17 protein-coding genes are annotated in these 14,768 nt (G+C 72.6%); 9 read left to right on the top strand and 8 right to left on the bottom strand.

Features of this window, described 5'->3' with window-relative positions; translation table 11 throughout:
* Positions 1–2: 2 nt before the first annotated feature.
* Both ACZ45T_RS18400 and ypfJ read right to left on the bottom strand, forming a co-directional pair.
* On the bottom strand, positions 3–398 hold the full coding sequence (locus tag ACZ45T_RS18400) for a VOC family protein (RefSeq protein ID WP_468442440.1): 396 nt from the start codon (positions 396–398) through the stop codon (positions 3–5).
* Positions 399–461: 63 nt separating this feature from the next.
* Positions 462–1,352, bottom strand: coding sequence for a KPN_02809 family neutral zinc metallopeptidase (ypfJ, locus tag ACZ45T_RS18395; protein ID WP_468442438.1), 891 nt, complete (start codon positions 1,350–1,352; stop codon positions 462–464).
* Positions 1,353–1,626: 274 nt separating this feature from the next.
* Between ypfJ and ACZ45T_RS18390 the strand changes: the two genes are divergently transcribed.
* The 8 genes from ACZ45T_RS18390 to amaP all read left to right on the top strand — a co-directional run bounded on the left by ACZ45T_RS18390 (position 1,627) and on the right by amaP (position 7,152).
* Complete coding sequence (locus tag ACZ45T_RS18390; RefSeq protein ID WP_468442436.1) at positions 1,627–3,225, top strand: ABC-F family ATP-binding cassette domain-containing protein; 1,599 nt, start codon at positions 1,627–1,629, stop codon at positions 3,223–3,225.
* Between the two features lie 342 nt (positions 3,226–3,567).
* The gene (locus ACZ45T_RS18385; protein ID WP_030010789.1) at positions 3,568–3,789 is read left to right on the top strand and encodes a helix-turn-helix domain-containing protein; all 222 of its coding nucleotides are present in this window, start codon (positions 3,568–3,570) and stop codon (positions 3,787–3,789) included.
* A gap of 157 nt (positions 3,790–3,946) precedes the next feature.
* The gene (locus ACZ45T_RS18380) at positions 3,947–4,726 is read left to right on the top strand and encodes an enoyl-CoA hydratase/isomerase family protein (RefSeq protein WP_468442434.1); all 780 of its coding nucleotides are present in this window, start codon (positions 3,947–3,949) and stop codon (positions 4,724–4,726) included.
* Between the two features lie 300 nt (positions 4,727–5,026).
* A complete protein-coding gene (locus ACZ45T_RS18375; protein ID WP_468442432.1) occupies positions 5,027–5,464 on the top strand; it encodes an Asp23/Gls24 family envelope stress response protein in 438 nt (145 codons plus the stop codon).
* Between the two features lie 16 nt (positions 5,465–5,480).
* Positions 5,481–5,666, top strand: coding sequence for a hypothetical protein (locus ACZ45T_RS18370; RefSeq protein WP_468442430.1), 186 nt, complete (start codon positions 5,481–5,483; stop codon positions 5,664–5,666).
* A 6-nt stretch (positions 5,667–5,672) separates the two neighbouring features.
* Positions 5,673–6,038 carry an Asp23/Gls24 family envelope stress response protein gene (locus ACZ45T_RS18365; RefSeq protein WP_468442428.1) on the top strand — a complete coding sequence of 122 codons (366 nt, stop codon included), beginning with the start codon at positions 5,673–5,675 and terminating at the stop codon, positions 6,036–6,038.
* Positions 6,035–6,589, top strand: coding sequence for a DUF6286 domain-containing protein (locus tag ACZ45T_RS18360; protein ID WP_468442426.1), 555 nt, complete (start codon positions 6,035–6,037; stop codon positions 6,587–6,589). The genes ACZ45T_RS18365 and ACZ45T_RS18360 overlap by 4 nt, the downstream gene beginning before the upstream one ends.
* A 5-nt stretch (positions 6,590–6,594) precedes the next feature.
* A complete protein-coding gene (amaP, locus tag ACZ45T_RS18355) occupies positions 6,595–7,152 on the top strand; it encodes an alkaline shock response membrane anchor protein AmaP (RefSeq protein ID WP_468442743.1) in 558 nt (185 codons plus the stop codon).
* A gap of 276 nt (positions 7,153–7,428) precedes the next feature.
* Here the strand turns inward: amaP and ACZ45T_RS18350 are convergent, their stop codons facing one another.
* The 6 genes from ACZ45T_RS18350 to ACZ45T_RS18325 all read right to left on the bottom strand — a co-directional run bounded on the left by ACZ45T_RS18350 (position 7,429) and on the right by ACZ45T_RS18325 (position 13,826).
* Positions 7,429–8,184, bottom strand: coding sequence for an SDR family oxidoreductase (locus ACZ45T_RS18350; RefSeq protein WP_468442424.1), 756 nt, complete (start codon positions 8,182–8,184; stop codon positions 7,429–7,431).
* Positions 8,185–8,193: 9 nt separating this feature from the next.
* On the bottom strand, positions 8,194–8,985 hold the full coding sequence (locus ACZ45T_RS18345) for an SURF1 family cytochrome oxidase biogenesis protein (RefSeq protein ID WP_468442422.1): 792 nt from the start codon (positions 8,983–8,985) through the stop codon (positions 8,194–8,196).
* A gap of 92 nt (positions 8,986–9,077) precedes the next feature.
* Entirely contained in the window at positions 9,078–9,311 is a 234-nt protein-coding gene (locus ACZ45T_RS18340; RefSeq protein WP_078938101.1) for a hypothetical protein, read from the bottom strand.
* A gap of 90 nt (positions 9,312–9,401) precedes the next feature.
* Positions 9,402–10,379: a DEDDh family exonuclease gene (locus tag ACZ45T_RS18335; RefSeq protein ID WP_468442420.1), complete on the bottom strand. Its 978-nt coding sequence runs from the start codon at positions 10,377–10,379 to the stop codon at positions 9,402–9,404.
* Positions 10,380–10,422: 43 nt separating this feature from the next.
* Positions 10,423–13,053 (bottom strand): MXAN_6230/SCO0854 family RING domain-containing protein, encoded by a 2,631-nt coding sequence (locus ACZ45T_RS18330; RefSeq protein WP_468442418.1) that lies wholly within the window; start codon positions 13,051–13,053, stop codon positions 10,423–10,425.
* A 146-nt stretch (positions 13,054–13,199) separates the two neighbouring features.
* Positions 13,200–13,826, bottom strand: coding sequence for a TetR/AcrR family transcriptional regulator (locus tag ACZ45T_RS18325; RefSeq protein ID WP_468442416.1), 627 nt, complete (start codon positions 13,824–13,826; stop codon positions 13,200–13,202).
* 132 nt (positions 13,827–13,958) lie between these two features.
* Here ACZ45T_RS18325 and ACZ45T_RS18320 point away from each other — a divergent pair, with 132 nt between their 5' ends.
* A complete protein-coding gene (locus ACZ45T_RS18320) occupies positions 13,959–14,768 on the top strand; it encodes an acetoacetate decarboxylase family protein (protein WP_468442414.1) in 810 nt (269 codons plus the stop codon).

Genomic DNA, 14,768 nt, shown 5'->3' with positions numbered 1-14,768 from the left:
TCTCAGACCTGCGGCGCGTACGTCCCGAAGCTCCAGATGTTGCCCTCGGCGTCCCGGGCCATGTAGTCGCGGGAGCCGTAGTCCTGGTCGGTCGGCTCCATCAGGACCTCCGCCCCGTGCTCCGCGGCACGCCGGTGGTGGGCGTCCACATCGTCGACCACGACATAGACCCCGGAGGGGCCGGAGCCCTCCATGGCCTTGTCGAAGACGCCGCCGGTGCCCTTGCTGCCCAGCATCACGACGCCGTTGCCGTACGCCAGCTCCGCGTGCACCACCGAGCCGTCCTCACCCTCGTACACCGCGACCTGGCTGAACCCGAAGGCCTCGGTCAGCAGCTTGATGGCCGCCTTCGCGTCGCGGTAGACCAGCGTGGGACAGATGGACGGAACGCCTGCCATGACGATCACTCCCTCTCGTGACGGTGATCCGCGTCACACCAGCATGGCAGGCACCGCCGACAGTCAGCGGAAGGTGTTGCACTGGGCCATGTCGCCGGTGCGGTAGCCCTGGTAGAACCACTGCTGGCGCTGCTCGGCCGAGCCGTGCGTCCAGGACTCCGGGGTCACCCGGCCCTGGAACTTCTCCTGGATCCGGTCGTCGCCGACCGCGGCCGCCGCGTCCAGCCCGTCCCTGATGTCCTGGTCGGTCAACGTGGTGATCAGCGGCCGCCCGGTGGACGCGTCCGGCGTCCTCGTCGCGTTGTGCGCCCACACCCCGGCGTAGCAGTCGGCCTGGAGCTCGACCTTGACCGCGTTGCTGTTCGCGCCCTGCTGTCCGTCCTGGGCCCGCTGGAGCGTTCCGGTCAGGTTCTGGATGTGGTGGCCGTACTCGTGGGCGACGACGTAGGCCTGGGCGAAGGGGCCGCCGCTCGCACCGAACTTCGTCCGCAGATCGTCGAAGAAGCCCAGGTCCAGGTAGACCTGGCGGTCCGAGGGGCAGTAGAAGGGGCCGACGGCCGCGGTGGCCGCCCCGCAGGCGGTGTTCACCCGGCCGTTGAAGAAGACGGTGGACGCCGGGCTGTACTGGCCGCCGCGCTTGGTGAATTCCTGCTTCCAGAAGGCCTGGGTGCTCCTGACCACCGCCACCAGCCTGCAGTCCTCCCGCGCGTTGGCGTCCCGGCCCGTCTTGCAGGCCTGCTCCACCTCGCTGAGGGCGGACGAGGAGGGCGCGGGCTCCGAGTCTCCCGAGGACAGCCCCAGCTGCTCCGGACCCACGCCGAAGAGCAGCCCCAGGACCAGCGCGATGAGGCCGACGATGCCGCCGCCGACCGTGGCTCTCCCGCCCGGGATGCGGCTGCCCCGCATGTCCTTGACCTCGGAGGAGTCCAGCTGGGCGTCGTCGTCGAACTGCATCCCGCACCGCCTTCGCGTCACGTGTCCGGCCCTGCGGCGAGTATCAACCCATTCATCCTGATACGCGCCCCGGCCCACCGAAGGGACTCCTGAGCCGAACGGGGGACACGGCGGAGCGGGTCCCGCGGGCCGGGCGGCCCGGCCCGCGGCCCGGAAAGTAGTTGCGCACCCCCGGTAGAATGTCTCCCATGGCAAATCTCCTCGCGGATTAGCGGCGTCGAAGCATCGCGTCCTGCCCCCCTTCCGCCGTCCCGACCCGCCCTGGAGTATTTCCGTGATCACCGCCACCGGCATCGAGCTGCGCGCCGGCGCCCGCATCCTCATCGAGTCCGCTTCCTTCCGCGTCGCCAAGGGCGACCGCATCGGCCTGGTCGGCCGCAACGGAGCGGGCAAGACCACCCTCACCAAGTGCCTCGCGGGCGAGGGCCAGCCCGCCGCCGGCTCCATCGCCCGCTCGGGCGAGGTCGGCTACCTCCCGCAGGACCCCCGCACCGGCGACCTCGACGTCCTGGCCCGCGACCGGATCCTGTCCGCCCGCGGCCTCGACGTGCTGATCAAGAAGATGCGGGCCAACGAGGAGCGCATCGCCACCGGCTCCGGGGGCACCCGCGACAAGGCGATGAAGCAGTACGAGCGCCAGGAGACCGAGTTCCTGACCAAGGGCGGGTACGCCGCCGAGGCGGAGGCCGCGACCATCTCGGCCGCCCTCGGCCTGCCCGACCGGGTCCTCGGCCAGCCGCTGCACACCCTCTCCGGTGGCCAGCGCCGCCGCGTCGAGCTCGCCCGGATCCTCTTCTCGGACGCCGACACCCTGCTCCTCGACGAGCCCACCAACCACCTCGACGCCGACTCGATCGTCTGGCTGCGGGACTACCTGAAGACCTACCGCGGCGGCTTCATCGTCATCTCCCACGACGTCGACCTCGTCGAGACCGTCGTCAACAAGGTCTTCTACCTGGACGCGAACCGCTCCCAGATCGACGTCTACAACATGGGCTGGAAGCTCTACCAGCAGCAGCGCGAGGCCGACGAGAAGCGCCGCAAGCGCGAGCGCCAGAACGCCGAGAAGAAGGCCGCGGCCCTGAACTCGCAGGCCGACAAGATGCGCGCGAAGGCCACCAAGACCGTCGCCGCACAGAACATGGCCAAGCGCGCCGAGCGGCTGCTCTCCGGCCTGGAGGCGGTCCGCGTCTCCGACAAGGTCGCCAAGCTGCGCTTCCCGGACCCGGCGCCCTGCGGCAAGACCCCGCTGACCGCCGAGGGCCTCTCGAAGTCGTACGGCTCGCTGGAGATCTTCACCGACGTCGACCTGGCCATCGACAAGGGCTCCCGCGTCGTCATCCTCGGCCTCAACGGCGCCGGCAAGACCACCCTGCTGCGCCTGCTCTCGGGCACCGAGAAGCCCGACACCGGCACCGTCGTCCCCGGTCACGGCCTCAAGCTCGGCTACTACGCCCAGGAGCACGAGACCCTGGACCCGGAGCGCACGGTCCTGGAGAACATGCGCTCCTCGGCGCCCGACCTGGACCTGGTCGCCGTACGCAAGACGCTCGGCTCCTTCCTCTTCTCCGGGGACGACGTGGACAAGCCGGCCGGGGTGCTCTCCGGCGGCGAGAAGACCCGTCTCGCCCTGGCCACGCTGGTCGTCTCCTCGGCGAACGTGCTGCTCCTCGACGAGCCCACGAACAACCTCGACCCGGCCAGCCGCGAGGAGATCCTGGGCGCGCTGCGCACGTACAAGGGCGCCGTCATCCTCGTCACGCACGACGAGGGCGCGGTGGAGGCGCTGGAGCCGGAGCGGATCATCCTGCTCCCGGACGGCGTCGAGGACCTGTGGGGACCGGACTACCGGGACCTGGTGGCCCTCGCCTGAGCTTTGATCCAGTTCCTTATGGATCATTCGGCTCAGGGGTGATCCATCATCTGAGTGAGACGGTCTCGTACCGTTGCGGCGCTGTACTACGGCCCCGGCCGCACCTGTGAGGGTGCGTGGCCGGGGCCGTTCTTTTCCGGCGCCCCGCCTCTGACCTGGTGATTCCTGTCGAGGGCGGTGGAGTGTGACGGAAGTCATGCGGCGGAAGAGGAGATTCCGTTCTGCTGGAGTGTCCACCACTTGAGAAATGCCGCCGTACCGACCTTGCGGAATGGGTGGCCAGGAAGCGTGGGAGGGGTGATCATGAGAAGTCCAGAGCGCACTTCCCATGAGGAGGCACGGGTGGCCGAGACTCTGAAGAAGGGCAGCCGGGTAACCGGCGCCGCGCGCGACAAGCTCGCGGCAGACCTGAAGAAGAAGTACGACTCCGGTGCGAGTATCCGGGCGCTGGCCGAAGAGACCGGCCGGTCCTACGGATTCGTCCATCGGATGCTCAGTGAGTCCGGGGTTTCGCTGCGTGGTCGCGGTGGCGCGACGCGCGGCAAGAAGGCGGCTACGGCCTGACCCCGGTCCCATCGGTTCCAACGCGTCAACGGCTTCAACGCTCACATGATCCGACGGTTCCTTCGGTGACCCCCGGTCGGCCATCCGGTCGGCTGGGTGGTTACTGTGCAGTCACTTAGGCCGAGCTTGCGGCCGACTGCACACCGGAGGCATAGAGATGGCTCTGCTCGACAAGGACGGCGTACGACTCACCGTCGACGACACGGTCGCCACGGTGACACTGACCAATCCGGCCAAGCGAAATGCCCAATCCCCCGCGCTCTGGCGGGCTTTGGCCGAGGCCGGGAGGTCGTTGCCGGGCACCGTCCGGGTCGTCGTGCTGCGCGGTGAGGGCAAGTCCTTCTCCGCAGGGCTCGACCGGCAGGCGTTCACCCCCGAAGGTTTCGAGGGCGAGCCGTCCTTCATCGATCTGGCGCGCGGTTCGGACGAACTGCTCGACTCCACGATCGCCGAGTACCAGGAGGCATTCACCTGGTGGAGGCGTAACGACATCATCTCCGTCGCCGCCGTGCAGGGGCACGCGATCGGCGCCGGCTTCCAGCTCGCGCTCGCGTGCGACTTGCGCGTGGTCGCGGACGACGTCCAGTTCGCCATGCGCGAGACCAGCCTGGGCCTGGTCCCCGACCTGGCCGGTACCCAGCCCCTGACCTCCCTGGTCGGCTACGCCCGCGCCCTGGAGATCTGCGCGACGGGCCGCTTCGTGCATGCCGAGGAGGCGGAGCGGGTCGGCCTCGCCAACCTCGTGGTCCCGGCGGACGAGCTCGACGCCGCCGTCCAGGACCTCACCACGGCCCTGCTGGCCCCGCCGCGGGACGCCGTGATCGAGACCAAGGCCCTGCTGCGGGACGCGCCGTCGCGCCCGTACGACGACCAGCGCACGGCCGAGCGTGCCGCGCAGGCCCGCCGCCTCCGCGACCTGGCAGGCCTGTCCGACTGACCTGCGGGGCGCCGCGCCGCTGCCGGGGGCCCTGCCCCCGGACCCCCGCGCCTCAAACGCCGGCGAGGCTGAAATTGCCCTGCGGGCAATCCAGCCGCGCCTGGCGGACGGCAGTAGCCAAATCCAGCCTCTCCGGCGTTTGAGGAGCGGGGTGCGGGGCGGAGCCCCGGTCTTTGAGCCGCACCGGAGACCGAGGCGCGGGGCAACCGGTCCGGCCGAGCGGCGTAGTCCTGGGGCGCCAGCGCGGTCGCGCGCTTAACGTGGTGTGAGTCCGAGTCCGCACGCGCGAAAGGGCACGCCATGACCGAATCCGCATCAGGCGGTGGCAGCTCCGCCAAGGAGCCCGGCGACCGGGGACGCACGAGCATTGCCGACGGGGTGGTCGAGAAGATCGCCGGGCTGGCCGCCCGCGAAGTGGTCGGCGTGCACGCCATGGGCAGCGGCAGCGGTCTCTCCCGGACCTTCGGTGCCGTCCGCGACCGTGTCCCCGGCGGGGCGAAGGCCGCCGTCAGCCGCGGCGTCAAGGCGGAGGTCGGCGAGGTCCAGACCGCCCTCGACCTGGAAATCGTCGTCGACTACGGCGTCTCGATCCGCGACGTGGCGCGTGCGGTCCGGGAGAACGTCATCTCGGCGGTCGAGCGGATGACCAGCCTGGAGGTCGTCGAGGTCAACATCGCCGTCAGCGACGTCAAGCTGCCGGACGAGCCCGACGAGGAGCCGGAAACCCGTCTCCAGTAGCCGAGAGGAGCCCGCAATGAGCATGGCGATCGCCGGCCTCTTCGCCGGTATGGCCCTGGCGTTCGCCGGTTATTTCGGCGGCTTCGGAGCCTTCCTGCTGGTGGCCGCCCTCGGCGCCCTCGGCTTCGTCGCCGGGCGCTTCCTCGACGGGGACCTGGATCCCGGGGACCTGTTCCGCCGCCGCGACGACCGGCGCGGGTGAGCGCCGATGAGCAACCCGCCCCGGGTCAGTGCGCCGAAGGTCCCTCCCGCCGAGCGCGGGGCCACCCGTATCGCCGACCGGGTCGTCGCCAAGATCGCCGCCCAGGCCGCCCGGGAGGCGCTCACCGGGCCCGTGGGCGGGCCCCCGCACGCCACCGTCACCGTGCACCACGACATCGCGCGGGTACGGGTGAGCCTGGAGCTCGGCTATCCCTCCGACCTCGCCGGCGAGTGCGCGGCCGTACGCCGTCAGGTCGCCCTGCGCATCGAGGAGTACGCGCAGATGTCCGTACCCGAGGTGGACATCGACATCGAGCACCTGCACTCCACCCACACCCGGACCGCCGCAGGGCGGGACCGGCGGCTGCGGTGACGGCCCCCGGCCCGGGCCCGGCCGCCCGGTTCCGCTCCGCCCGGCGGGTCCCCGCCGCGCTGACCGCCCTCGCGGTGCTGGCGGTGGCGGTCCTCTTCCTCTACGACCTGGCCGCCGTACGGGCCCACCGCCCCGGCATGGGATGGCGCCGCGAACTCGGCCACCAGCTCGACCGGCACACCCCCGCAGACCTCGCGGTACAGCTGACCGGCGGGGCCCTGGTTGTGGCCGGGGCGCTGCTCCTGCTGCTGGCGCTCACCCCCGGGCTCCGCGGGATCCTGCCGATGCGGACGTCCGGCCCGGACAGCGGGGTACGGGCCGGGCTCGGGCGCAAGGACGCCGCGCAGGTCCTGCGCGACCGGGCCATGGAGGTGTCCGGGGTGCGGTCGGTCCGGGTCAAGGTGGGCCGGTCCCACATCGGGGTGCGGGCCACCTCGCACTTCCGCGAGCTGGACGACGTACGGGCCGACCTGGACGCCGTGCTCGCGGTCGGCATCGAGGAACTGGGCCTCGCGCACCCGCCACAGCCACGGGTACGGGTCAGGAGGTGAGCGGGATGCTCGGGGTGGTGAACCGGATCCTGCTGGCGGTGGTCGGAGTGGTCCTGCTGGCGGCCGGGGTCTCGGTGCTGACGGCCTCGTGGCCGCTGCACGGCCGGCACGAGCCGCTGCTGACCGCCGCGACCCGGCGCCGGTACTGGCATGCCGAGGGCTGGTGGTGGTGGGCGGTGCTCGCCGGGCTCGGGCTGTGCGTGCTGCTGGCGCTGTGGTGGCTGCTGTCCCAGCTGAAGCGCTCGCGGCTCCAGGCGGTGGTCGTGGACACCGGGGACGGGGCGTTCGCCCTGCTGCGCGGGCGTGCGCTGGAGGAGGCGGTGGCCGCGGAGGCCGGCGCCCTGGACGGGGTCGCCGGCTGCCGGGTCGCGCTGCGCGGCCGGCGCGGGTCGCCCGCGCTGCGGGTCGCGCTGGAGCTGGAACCCCACGCGGTCCCCGCCGACGCCCTGGCCGCCGTGGCGGGCCCGGTCCTGACCCATGCCCGCACCTCGGCGGGCCTCGCCGATCTCCCGACGGAGGCCCGCCTGACGGTGACGTCGCACCGGGCCCAGCGGGTCACCTAGGCCGTCTCTTTCGGATCTTGTCGGCCGAGCCCGCGGCGTCTGGTGCCGTGCATGGCAAGGCGGAGGGGCGTGCCGCGTACTGGACGTACTCGGGCGCCCCGACAACGCGGCCAGGTGCGGTGCCAGGCGTCGCGGGCCCGACAAGATCCGAAAGAGACGGCCTAGCCCGGGTGGTCTGCTGCGGCGCCGTTGCCGGGGGCGCTGCCCCCGTCTTTCAGCCTCGCCGGCGTTTGAGGCGCAGGGTCTGGGGCGGAGCCCCAGGAGACGGACGGCGGCTCAGAAGCCGTGCCGGGAGCCGCCGTCGACCGGGAGCATGACGCCCGTCAGGTACGAGGCCGCCGGGGAGAGCAGGAAGGCCGCCGTGCGGCCGAACTCCTCCGGGGCGCCGTAACGCCGCAGCGGGATCCGGGACTCGTGCCCGGCCCGGGCCGCCTCCGCGTCGCCGGACAGCGCGTCCAGCTCGCGCACCCGGTCGGTGTCGATGCGGGCCGGGAGCAGGCCGACGACCCGGATCCCGCGCGGGCCGAGCTCCACCGAGAGGGACTTCGCGAAGCCCGCCAGGCCGGGGCGCAGGCCGTTGGAGATGGTCAGGCCGGGGATCGGCTCGTGGACCGAGCCCGACAGGACGAAACCGATGACCCCGCCCTCGCCCAGCTCGGCGGCAGCCGCCCGCGCGAGCCGGACGGCGCCCAGGAAGACCGACTCGAAGGCCGCGGACCACTGCTCGTCGGTGTTGTCGGCCGCGGAGCCCGGGGCCGGTCCGCCGACGCTGATGAGGATGCCGTCGAAGCGGCCGAAGCGCTCGCGCGCGGTGGCGACGAGCTGCCCGGCGGCCGCCGGGTCGGAGTTGTCGGCCGCCACACCGGCCGCGTTCGGGCCGAGCTCGGCGGCGGCTTCGGCCGCCCGCTTCTCGTCCCGGCCGGTCACCAGCACCTTGGCGCCGTCGGCGGCCAGTTCACGGGCGGAGGCGAAGCCGAGGCCGCGCGTGGCCCCGGTGACGATGTAGACACGGTCCTTCAGTCCAAGATCCATGCCGACACGCTACGCCGTCGCGGGCTCCTGTTCGACGGCTTCGGCCCTGGCCGCCGCCTCCTCGCGGTCGCGCTTCTCCCGCCGTACGAGGATCACCCAGCCCACCGGTACCGCGGCGGTGAACAGCCACCACTGGACGGCGTACGCCATGTGCGGGCCGATCGAGTCGTGGTCGGGGTCGGCGACGGGCTCGGGGCTGCCGTCCGACGGGGCCGGAGCGGTCAGCTCCATGTATCCGCCGAGGACGGGCCGGCCCAGGTACTCCGCCTGCTGCGCGCTGTTGATCAGCATCACCTGGCGGTCCGGCAGGCCCTTGCGGTCCTTGATGCCGCTGCCGCCGCTCGTCTCGTCGGCCTTCAGCCGGCCGGTGACGGTGACCTCGCCCGCGGGCGGGGCCGGCACCGGCGGGTGGGCGCGGGGGTCGTCGCCGCCCGGCACCCAGCCGCGGTCGACCAGCACCACCCGGCCGTCGCCGAGCACGAGCGGGGTCACGACGTGGAAGCCGACCTTGTCGTCGTTCGAGGTCCGCATCCGGACGACCACCTCGTGCGCGGTGTCGTACGTGCCGGTCGCGGTGACCGCTCGCCAGAAGTCCGGGCGGGGGACCCGGTGTCCGGGGGAGGTGATCTCGGTGACGGGGACCGGCTCCGCCCGCAGGTTCGTCTCGATCAGCCGGTTCTGCGCGACCCGGTGCTCATGGCGGTGGTACTGCCAGAACCCCAGCTTGATCATCGCGGGGACGAGGGCGAGGGCGACGAGGGTGAGGCACACCCACTGCCGGGTCAGCACAAAGCGGTACACGCCCACGACGGTACCCCCAGCGCGGAGGACCCCGGCGGCCGGGTGGCCGTCCGGGGTCATGGCGTACGGGATCAGGGGCCGGGGCGGGGGACTCAGACGCGGTCGACGATGCCCACCTTCCCCTCCGCACGGGCGCAGTGCGCCCCGCAGAACCACTGGCCCTCGACCTCGACGCCCTGTCCGATGATCGAGACCCGGCAGTGCTCGCACACGGGCGCCATGCGGTGAATGGCGCAGGAGAAGCAGTCGAAGACGTGCACGGCGCCCTGCGCGTGCACCTCGAAGGACATGCCGTAATCGTTTCCGCAGACCTCACAACGTGCCATGCGCCGAATGCTGCGCACGGCGAAGGACCGGAACAAGATCCAGCGGGGTGAGTCGCCGTGCCTGCACCCACCCGGCGCAACCGCCCGGGCTCAGGACTCCGCGTCCGCCACGTCCCGCAGCAGCTGGGTGAAGGCCGCCTCGTCGACGACCGGCGTGCCGAAGGACTTCGCCTTGACCGTCTTGGAGGTCGCCGAGTCGGGGTCGTTCGTCACCAGGAGGCTGGTGAGCCGCGACACGCTCGTCGCGATGTGCAGGCCCGCCTCGACCGCGCGGTCCTCCAGCAGCTCCCGCTCCACGGAGGTGTCACCGGAGAAGGCGATGCGCATGCCCTGCTTCAGCGGGCCGCCGTCCTCGTAGCGCCCCGGATTCGGGTGCGGGCAGGGCGGCCGCTTGCGCGAGGGCCGCCAGCTGCTGTTCCCGTACGAGGCCTGGTAGCCCACGCGGGGAGCGGCGGCGGAGTCCGACCACTCCGTCAGCGGACGGCATTCCAGCAGCGGCAGCCGTACGCCGTCGCGCGCGGCCGCGTGCAGCGACGGACGGAACGCCTCCGCCAGCACCCGCGCGTCGTCGAGGGCGTGGTGGGCGCGCTGCTGGACCACGCCGAAGTGCGCGGCGAGCGACTCCAGCTTGTGGTTGGGCAGCGGGAGGTTCAGTTCCTTCGACAGGGCGATGGTGCACAGCCGCTGACGGACCGGCGCGGCCGCGGCGGCCCGCGCGTACTCCCGGGCGATCATCTGCCAGTCGAAGATGGCGTTGTGCGCGACCAGCACCCGGTCCGCGAGCCGGCCGGCGAACTCCTCGGCGACGTCCTTGAAGAGCGGCGCGTCGGCGAGCATCGCGCTCGTCAGACCGTGGATCCACACCGGTCCCGGATCCCGCTGCGGGTTGACCAGGGTGTACCAGTGATCCTCCACATTGCCCTGCGCGTCGAGCCGGTAGACGGCTGCGGAGACTATCCGGTCGTCGCGAGCGAGCCCGGTGGTCTCCACGTCGACGACCGCGTACCCCTGTGGGTACGCGGTCGGCCACATCGTCTCTGCGGTCGTACGGTCGTCGAGCATGGTCACAGAGGATATCGGCCCCGACTGACAGCCGTGGCCCGAAGGCCCGTCAGTCCAGCCGGTGCAGCTCCAGCATCAGGTACCCGACGCCCTTGCAACCAAGGGATCCGGCCACTTCGGCGGGCCCCGGGAAGACCCGGCACGTGGTCCCCGTGGCATCCTGCGTGGTCACGCTCGCGGACACGGTGGCCACGAACACGTGCTTGCCCGTGGCCAGTTCCCCGGCGGCCGCGTCGGCGTCGGCGGGCTCCCGCCGCTCCTGCGGCTCCTCCAGGGCGGCGATCCGCGAGGCGAATCCGGCCACGGGCTCGTCCGCCCCGGCCCGGTACAGCCACAGCTCGTCGGACAGCCCCGGATGCGGAGCCCGGCGTATGACGGCCACCTCGCGGGAGCGGGCCGCGGCCCGCAGCACCGCCAGGTCCCACACGGTGGTGCGGGCGCCGGAGCGGAAGTGCTCCCACACGTCGCGGGCGACGGACGCCAGCCGTTCCCCGTGCGAGCGGACGCTCTGGAAGCCCCCGGACGCCGGCAGGTGGACGTCCGCCCACAGGGCCCGGCGGGCGGCCAGGTCCACGACCATCGGCATGGCCACCCGGGACTCGCCGGCCAGGTCGAAGCGCTGGCGGACGGTGCGCGGATCGTACGAGGCGTCGCGCGGCCCGTCCGCCGGCAGGCCCATGAAGCCCGCGAAGGCGTCCGGCAACTCGTCGAAGGGCACGTTGTTGAAGCTGAGGACCAGGGGCACGGCGAAGACGTCCCCGTTCCTCGCGAGCGCGGCCAGGTCCAGGTCCACGTACTCGGTGGCGCCGTCGGGAGCGGGCGCCGAGGTGAAGTCGCCCGAGTGCGTGGCGGCCCCGCGCGGCCCGTGCCGCAGGGAGGTGTAGTCGCACAGGCCGGTGAACTTCCACTCGGCGTCGAAGAAGGCGACGGACAGGTCCAGGTCGGTGCGGTTGCCCGCGGGCTCGGTCCAGTGCAGGAACAGCCGCAGCACCTCGCCCTCCGGCAGGGTCTGCGTGCTGCCGCGCGGGACGGCGACCAGGGACTTGGCGGCGGTGCGCTCACCGAAGGGCACGGTGAGGTCCGCGAGCCCCGAGTCCAGGACGGCCAGGCCGAACCGGTCCCACGCGTCGGAGCCGAACCGGCGCAGCACCTCGGCTTCCAGCCGGGCGGTGACCGCCTCGACGAGGGGCGCGGGCAGCGGGGCCCGTTCCTCCCACGCCACCTGGGCCCGGGCGACCTGGCCGCGCGGGAAGAACACCCGGCGCCCGCTCCTGCGGTCCTGCGCCCGGATCCGCAGCGCGCCGAGCGCCGACAGCAGCGGGCCCGCGCCCACCTTGGGCAGCCCCCGCTCCAGCGCCTCCTCCAGCTCGGGCAGGAGCTCCTCGCCCGGGTGCAGGCGCAGGAGGTGGTCGAGGCGGCGTACGAGTTCACCCGGGCGCTGCCCGGCGAACGCGGCCGCAGCCCCCGCGTCCCCCTCGGCGAGGGCCTGCTCCATCCGGCCGGGCCAGGTGGCGGGCCGGATCCGGTCCCCGTCCACGCGGACGGCTTCCGGGTGCGCGGCGGCCGTCTCCAGCAGCGCCGCGCCGAGCGGGGTGGCGGCGGACACGGTGGTGCCCCGCAGCACGGCGAAGGCGAGCGCCGCCCTCGGGTACCGGGCGTGGTGCTCGAAGGGGTGCAGGGTCTCGGCGGCCCGCTTCCAGGCCGCCGGATGCCGCAGCACGTCCTCGACCAGGTTCCCCGTGGGCAGGGCGTCGAGCACCGCGAGCAGTTCCCGGCGCAGCCGCCGGTCCGGGCTAGTGAACCGGGGGAGCGGCAGCAGGCCCGCCTCCCCGCCGGACAGTACGGCGAGCAGCCGCAGCACGTCGGTGGCGGTGGTCAGCAGCCGCGACAGCGGCTCCCGGTCGGCGGCCCGGGGCAGCAGCGTGCCCAGGGCCAGCGCCTTGGTCTCCCGTACGGGGACCTCCTCGTCGTGCAGCCATTCCAGGTCCGCCGGGACGGCGGCCAGCAGGATGGTGAGGTCCTCGCGGTCCTGCGGGGAGAGCGGGGTCTCCTGCCGGAGCAGGTGCTTCACTTCCGTGAGCGCGTCCAGGTGCTGGTCGGTGCCCAGGCCCAGCACCCGCAGCGGGCCGAGGGGCGCGGCCTCGGACTCGCGGTCTCCGGTGCGCAGGAAGGGGGCGGCGGGGTCGATCGGGAGGTAGCAGAACGGGCAGGCCGTGTAGTCGCGGGCGTCCCAGCACATCCGGCACACGAGATGGCCACACGGGTCGACGGGGAAGACGGTGCAGGCTGTCCCGCAGAGCGCGCAGATCTGGGCGGGCTGCTGGGCGAGGAGGCTGAGGACCCGGTCCACGTACAGCCGGTCGGTGTCCTCGGGGGCGGAGTGCGGGAAGTGGCGGAAGAGCGGGACGTGAGTGCGGTCCGAGCCGAGCAGCTCGTCCACCTGCGCCACCAGCCGGTCCCCGGTGGCGTCCAGGCCGGCGGGGGAGAGGGAACTCAGGGCGGCGTACAGCCCGGGGCTCACCGAGTGGCCCCGGTCGAGCAGGTCGATCTCCAGCCGCCGCAAGCCCGGGGCCGGGATCGGGCCCGGCGCGTTCCACGCGTCCCCCACGTCCGACGCGGGTGCCTGGTCGACGTAGACGGTCCGGGTCCGGCGCAGCAGGACGGACTCGATGGCAGACACTGGTGGATTCCCCCTCCGCGAACGACAAAGCGGGGGCGGAGAGTGGGCGCGCGGGTTCTTTGTAAAAGGAGTGAGAAGGATGCACGCCGCGGAGCCGCCCCCGCACCGCCGATCCCATCACGGGCCCGCACGCCGGGGCAAACCGATTAGCTGCGCGGCGGTTTCAACAGCGCGTCCGCCAGGGCCCGTACGGACAGCAGGAACAGCCGCTCCGGATCCGCGGGACGGGCCAGGGCGCGGGCGAGGGCGGGGTCGTGGGGGGCCGCGGCCGGGTCCCAGAGGTCGCTCTCGGCCGGGGACTGCGCGGGGGCGCGTTCGCGGTTGCGCTCGACGAGCAGGAAGCCGACGATCTGGAACTGGATCGCGCGCACCGCGTCGGCCGCCCGGGCGCCGCGCAGCCCCGCGGCGTGCACCTCGTGGACGAGGGCCTGCTGCGCGGGCAGGAACATCCGCTCGGTGAGCCCGCGTTCGTGGACCATCGCGATCAGGTGCGGGCGCTCGCGCAGCTCGCGGCGCAGGATCCGGGCCACCGACAGGATCCGCTCGGCGGGGGCGCGGCCGGCCGGCCGGATCGCGCCCATCTCCGCCACGGTCCGCTGCACGAGGGCGTCGAGCAGCGATTCGCGGTTGCCGACGTGCCAGTAGATGGACGTCACCGCGGTGCCCAGCTCGGCGGCGAGCTTGCGCATGGTGAGGGCGGCCGGGCCGTGCTGCTTGACCAGGGACGCGGCGGCGTCCAGCACCTCGTCGCGGGTCAGCGTACTTCTGGCCATGGATCCGGCCCACCAATCTGTCGAGGCTTCGAAGCTGGCACAGTGTCAGTTCTGGTGCGTGCAGGGGTCTTTACCCTTCATCGGTCGCGGTGTAACTGTGTTACAGAACCGAACCGAGAGGTGGTGCGAGACATGGCACGCGTACGGTACGGAGCGCGGACCGAGGCCGAGATCGCGGCGTCGCGCGAGAAGAGTTCCAAGCTCCCCGACATCTGGTCCACCGGTGTGGTGGCCGTCTGGGAGAGCGACCCCGACGTGGTGGCGGCGGTCCTGCCGCCGCCGCTCAAGCCCGCCGAGCGGCCCCTCGTACGGGCCAACATCAGCAAGGTCGACCTGCCCGGCTACCCGCTCGGCGCCGGCTCGGTGGCCGTCGCCGCCCAGCACGGCGGGGTCGAGGGCTGGTACCCGCTGGTCATGCCGATGACCCACGAGCGGGCCCTGATCGGCGGCCGCGAGGTCTTCGGGGAGCCGAAGAAGCTGGGCGAGGTCACCGTCGAGCGCGACGGGCTCGTCGTACGGGCCTCCCTGGCCCGGCACGGGATCGCCTTCGTGGAGGTGCGCGGGGCGGTGGACCGCGAGCTGCCGCTCCCCGAGCCCACCCAGAAGACCGACTTCTACTTCAAGTTCCTGCCGGCCGTGGACGGTTCGGGCTTCGACGCCGACCCGGTCCTCGTGCACTGCACGCGGAACGAGAAGGTCCGCAAGCTGGAGCACGTCACCGGGGACGTCGTCCTGCGGGAGTCGATGTTCGATCCGATCGCCGACCTCCCCGTCCGCCGGATCGTGGAGATCACCATCGGCGAGAAGACCACCGACCAGAAGGGCAGGGTCGTCGAACGGGTCAGCGCCCAAGCCCTGCTCCCGTACATCCACCAGCGCTACGACGACCCGATGCAGATCCTCGACGCACCCCCGGCGGGATCGGCAGAGGGGAGGGTTTGA

Source organism: Streptomyces sp. NPDC030995 (assembly GCF_055571215.1).
The sequence above is the reverse complement of the archived record's forward strand: the minus strand, read 5'-3'. Positions and strand labels throughout refer to the sequence as shown.

Excerpts from the sequence above, each read along its gene's own strand:
- ACZ45T_RS18400 (WP_468442440.1), bottom strand. The coding sequence starts at position 398 with ATGGCAGGCGTTCCGTCCATCTGTCCCACGCTGGTCTACCGCGACGCG.
- ypfJ (WP_468442438.1), bottom strand. The coding sequence starts at position 1,352 with ATGCAGTTCGACGACGACGCCCAGCTGGACTCCTCCGAGGTCAAGGAC.
- ACZ45T_RS18380 (WP_468442434.1), top strand. The coding sequence starts at position 3,947 with ATGGCTCTGCTCGACAAGGACGGCGTACGACTCACCGTCGACGACACG.
- ACZ45T_RS18375 (WP_468442432.1), top strand. The coding sequence starts at position 5,027 with ATGACCGAATCCGCATCAGGCGGTGGCAGCTCCGCCAAGGAGCCCGGC.
- ACZ45T_RS18370 (WP_468442430.1), top strand. The coding sequence starts at position 5,481 with ATGAGCATGGCGATCGCCGGCCTCTTCGCCGGTATGGCCCTGGCGTTC.
- ACZ45T_RS18365 (WP_468442428.1), top strand. The coding sequence starts at position 5,673 with ATGAGCAACCCGCCCCGGGTCAGTGCGCCGAAGGTCCCTCCCGCCGAG.
- amaP (WP_468442743.1), top strand. The coding sequence starts at position 6,595 with ATGCTCGGGGTGGTGAACCGGATCCTGCTGGCGGTGGTCGGAGTGGTC.
- ACZ45T_RS18350 (WP_468442424.1), bottom strand. The coding sequence starts at position 8,184 with ATGGATCTTGGACTGAAGGACCGTGTCTACATCGTCACCGGGGCCACG.
- ACZ45T_RS18340 (WP_078938101.1), bottom strand. The coding sequence starts at position 9,311 with ATGGCACGTTGTGAGGTCTGCGGAAACGATTACGGCATGTCCTTCGAG.
- ACZ45T_RS18325 (WP_468442416.1), bottom strand. The coding sequence starts at position 13,826 with ATGGCCAGAAGTACGCTGACCCGCGACGAGGTGCTGGACGCCGCCGCG.
- ACZ45T_RS18320 (WP_468442414.1), top strand. The coding sequence starts at position 13,959 with ATGGCACGCGTACGGTACGGAGCGCGGACCGAGGCCGAGATCGCGGCG.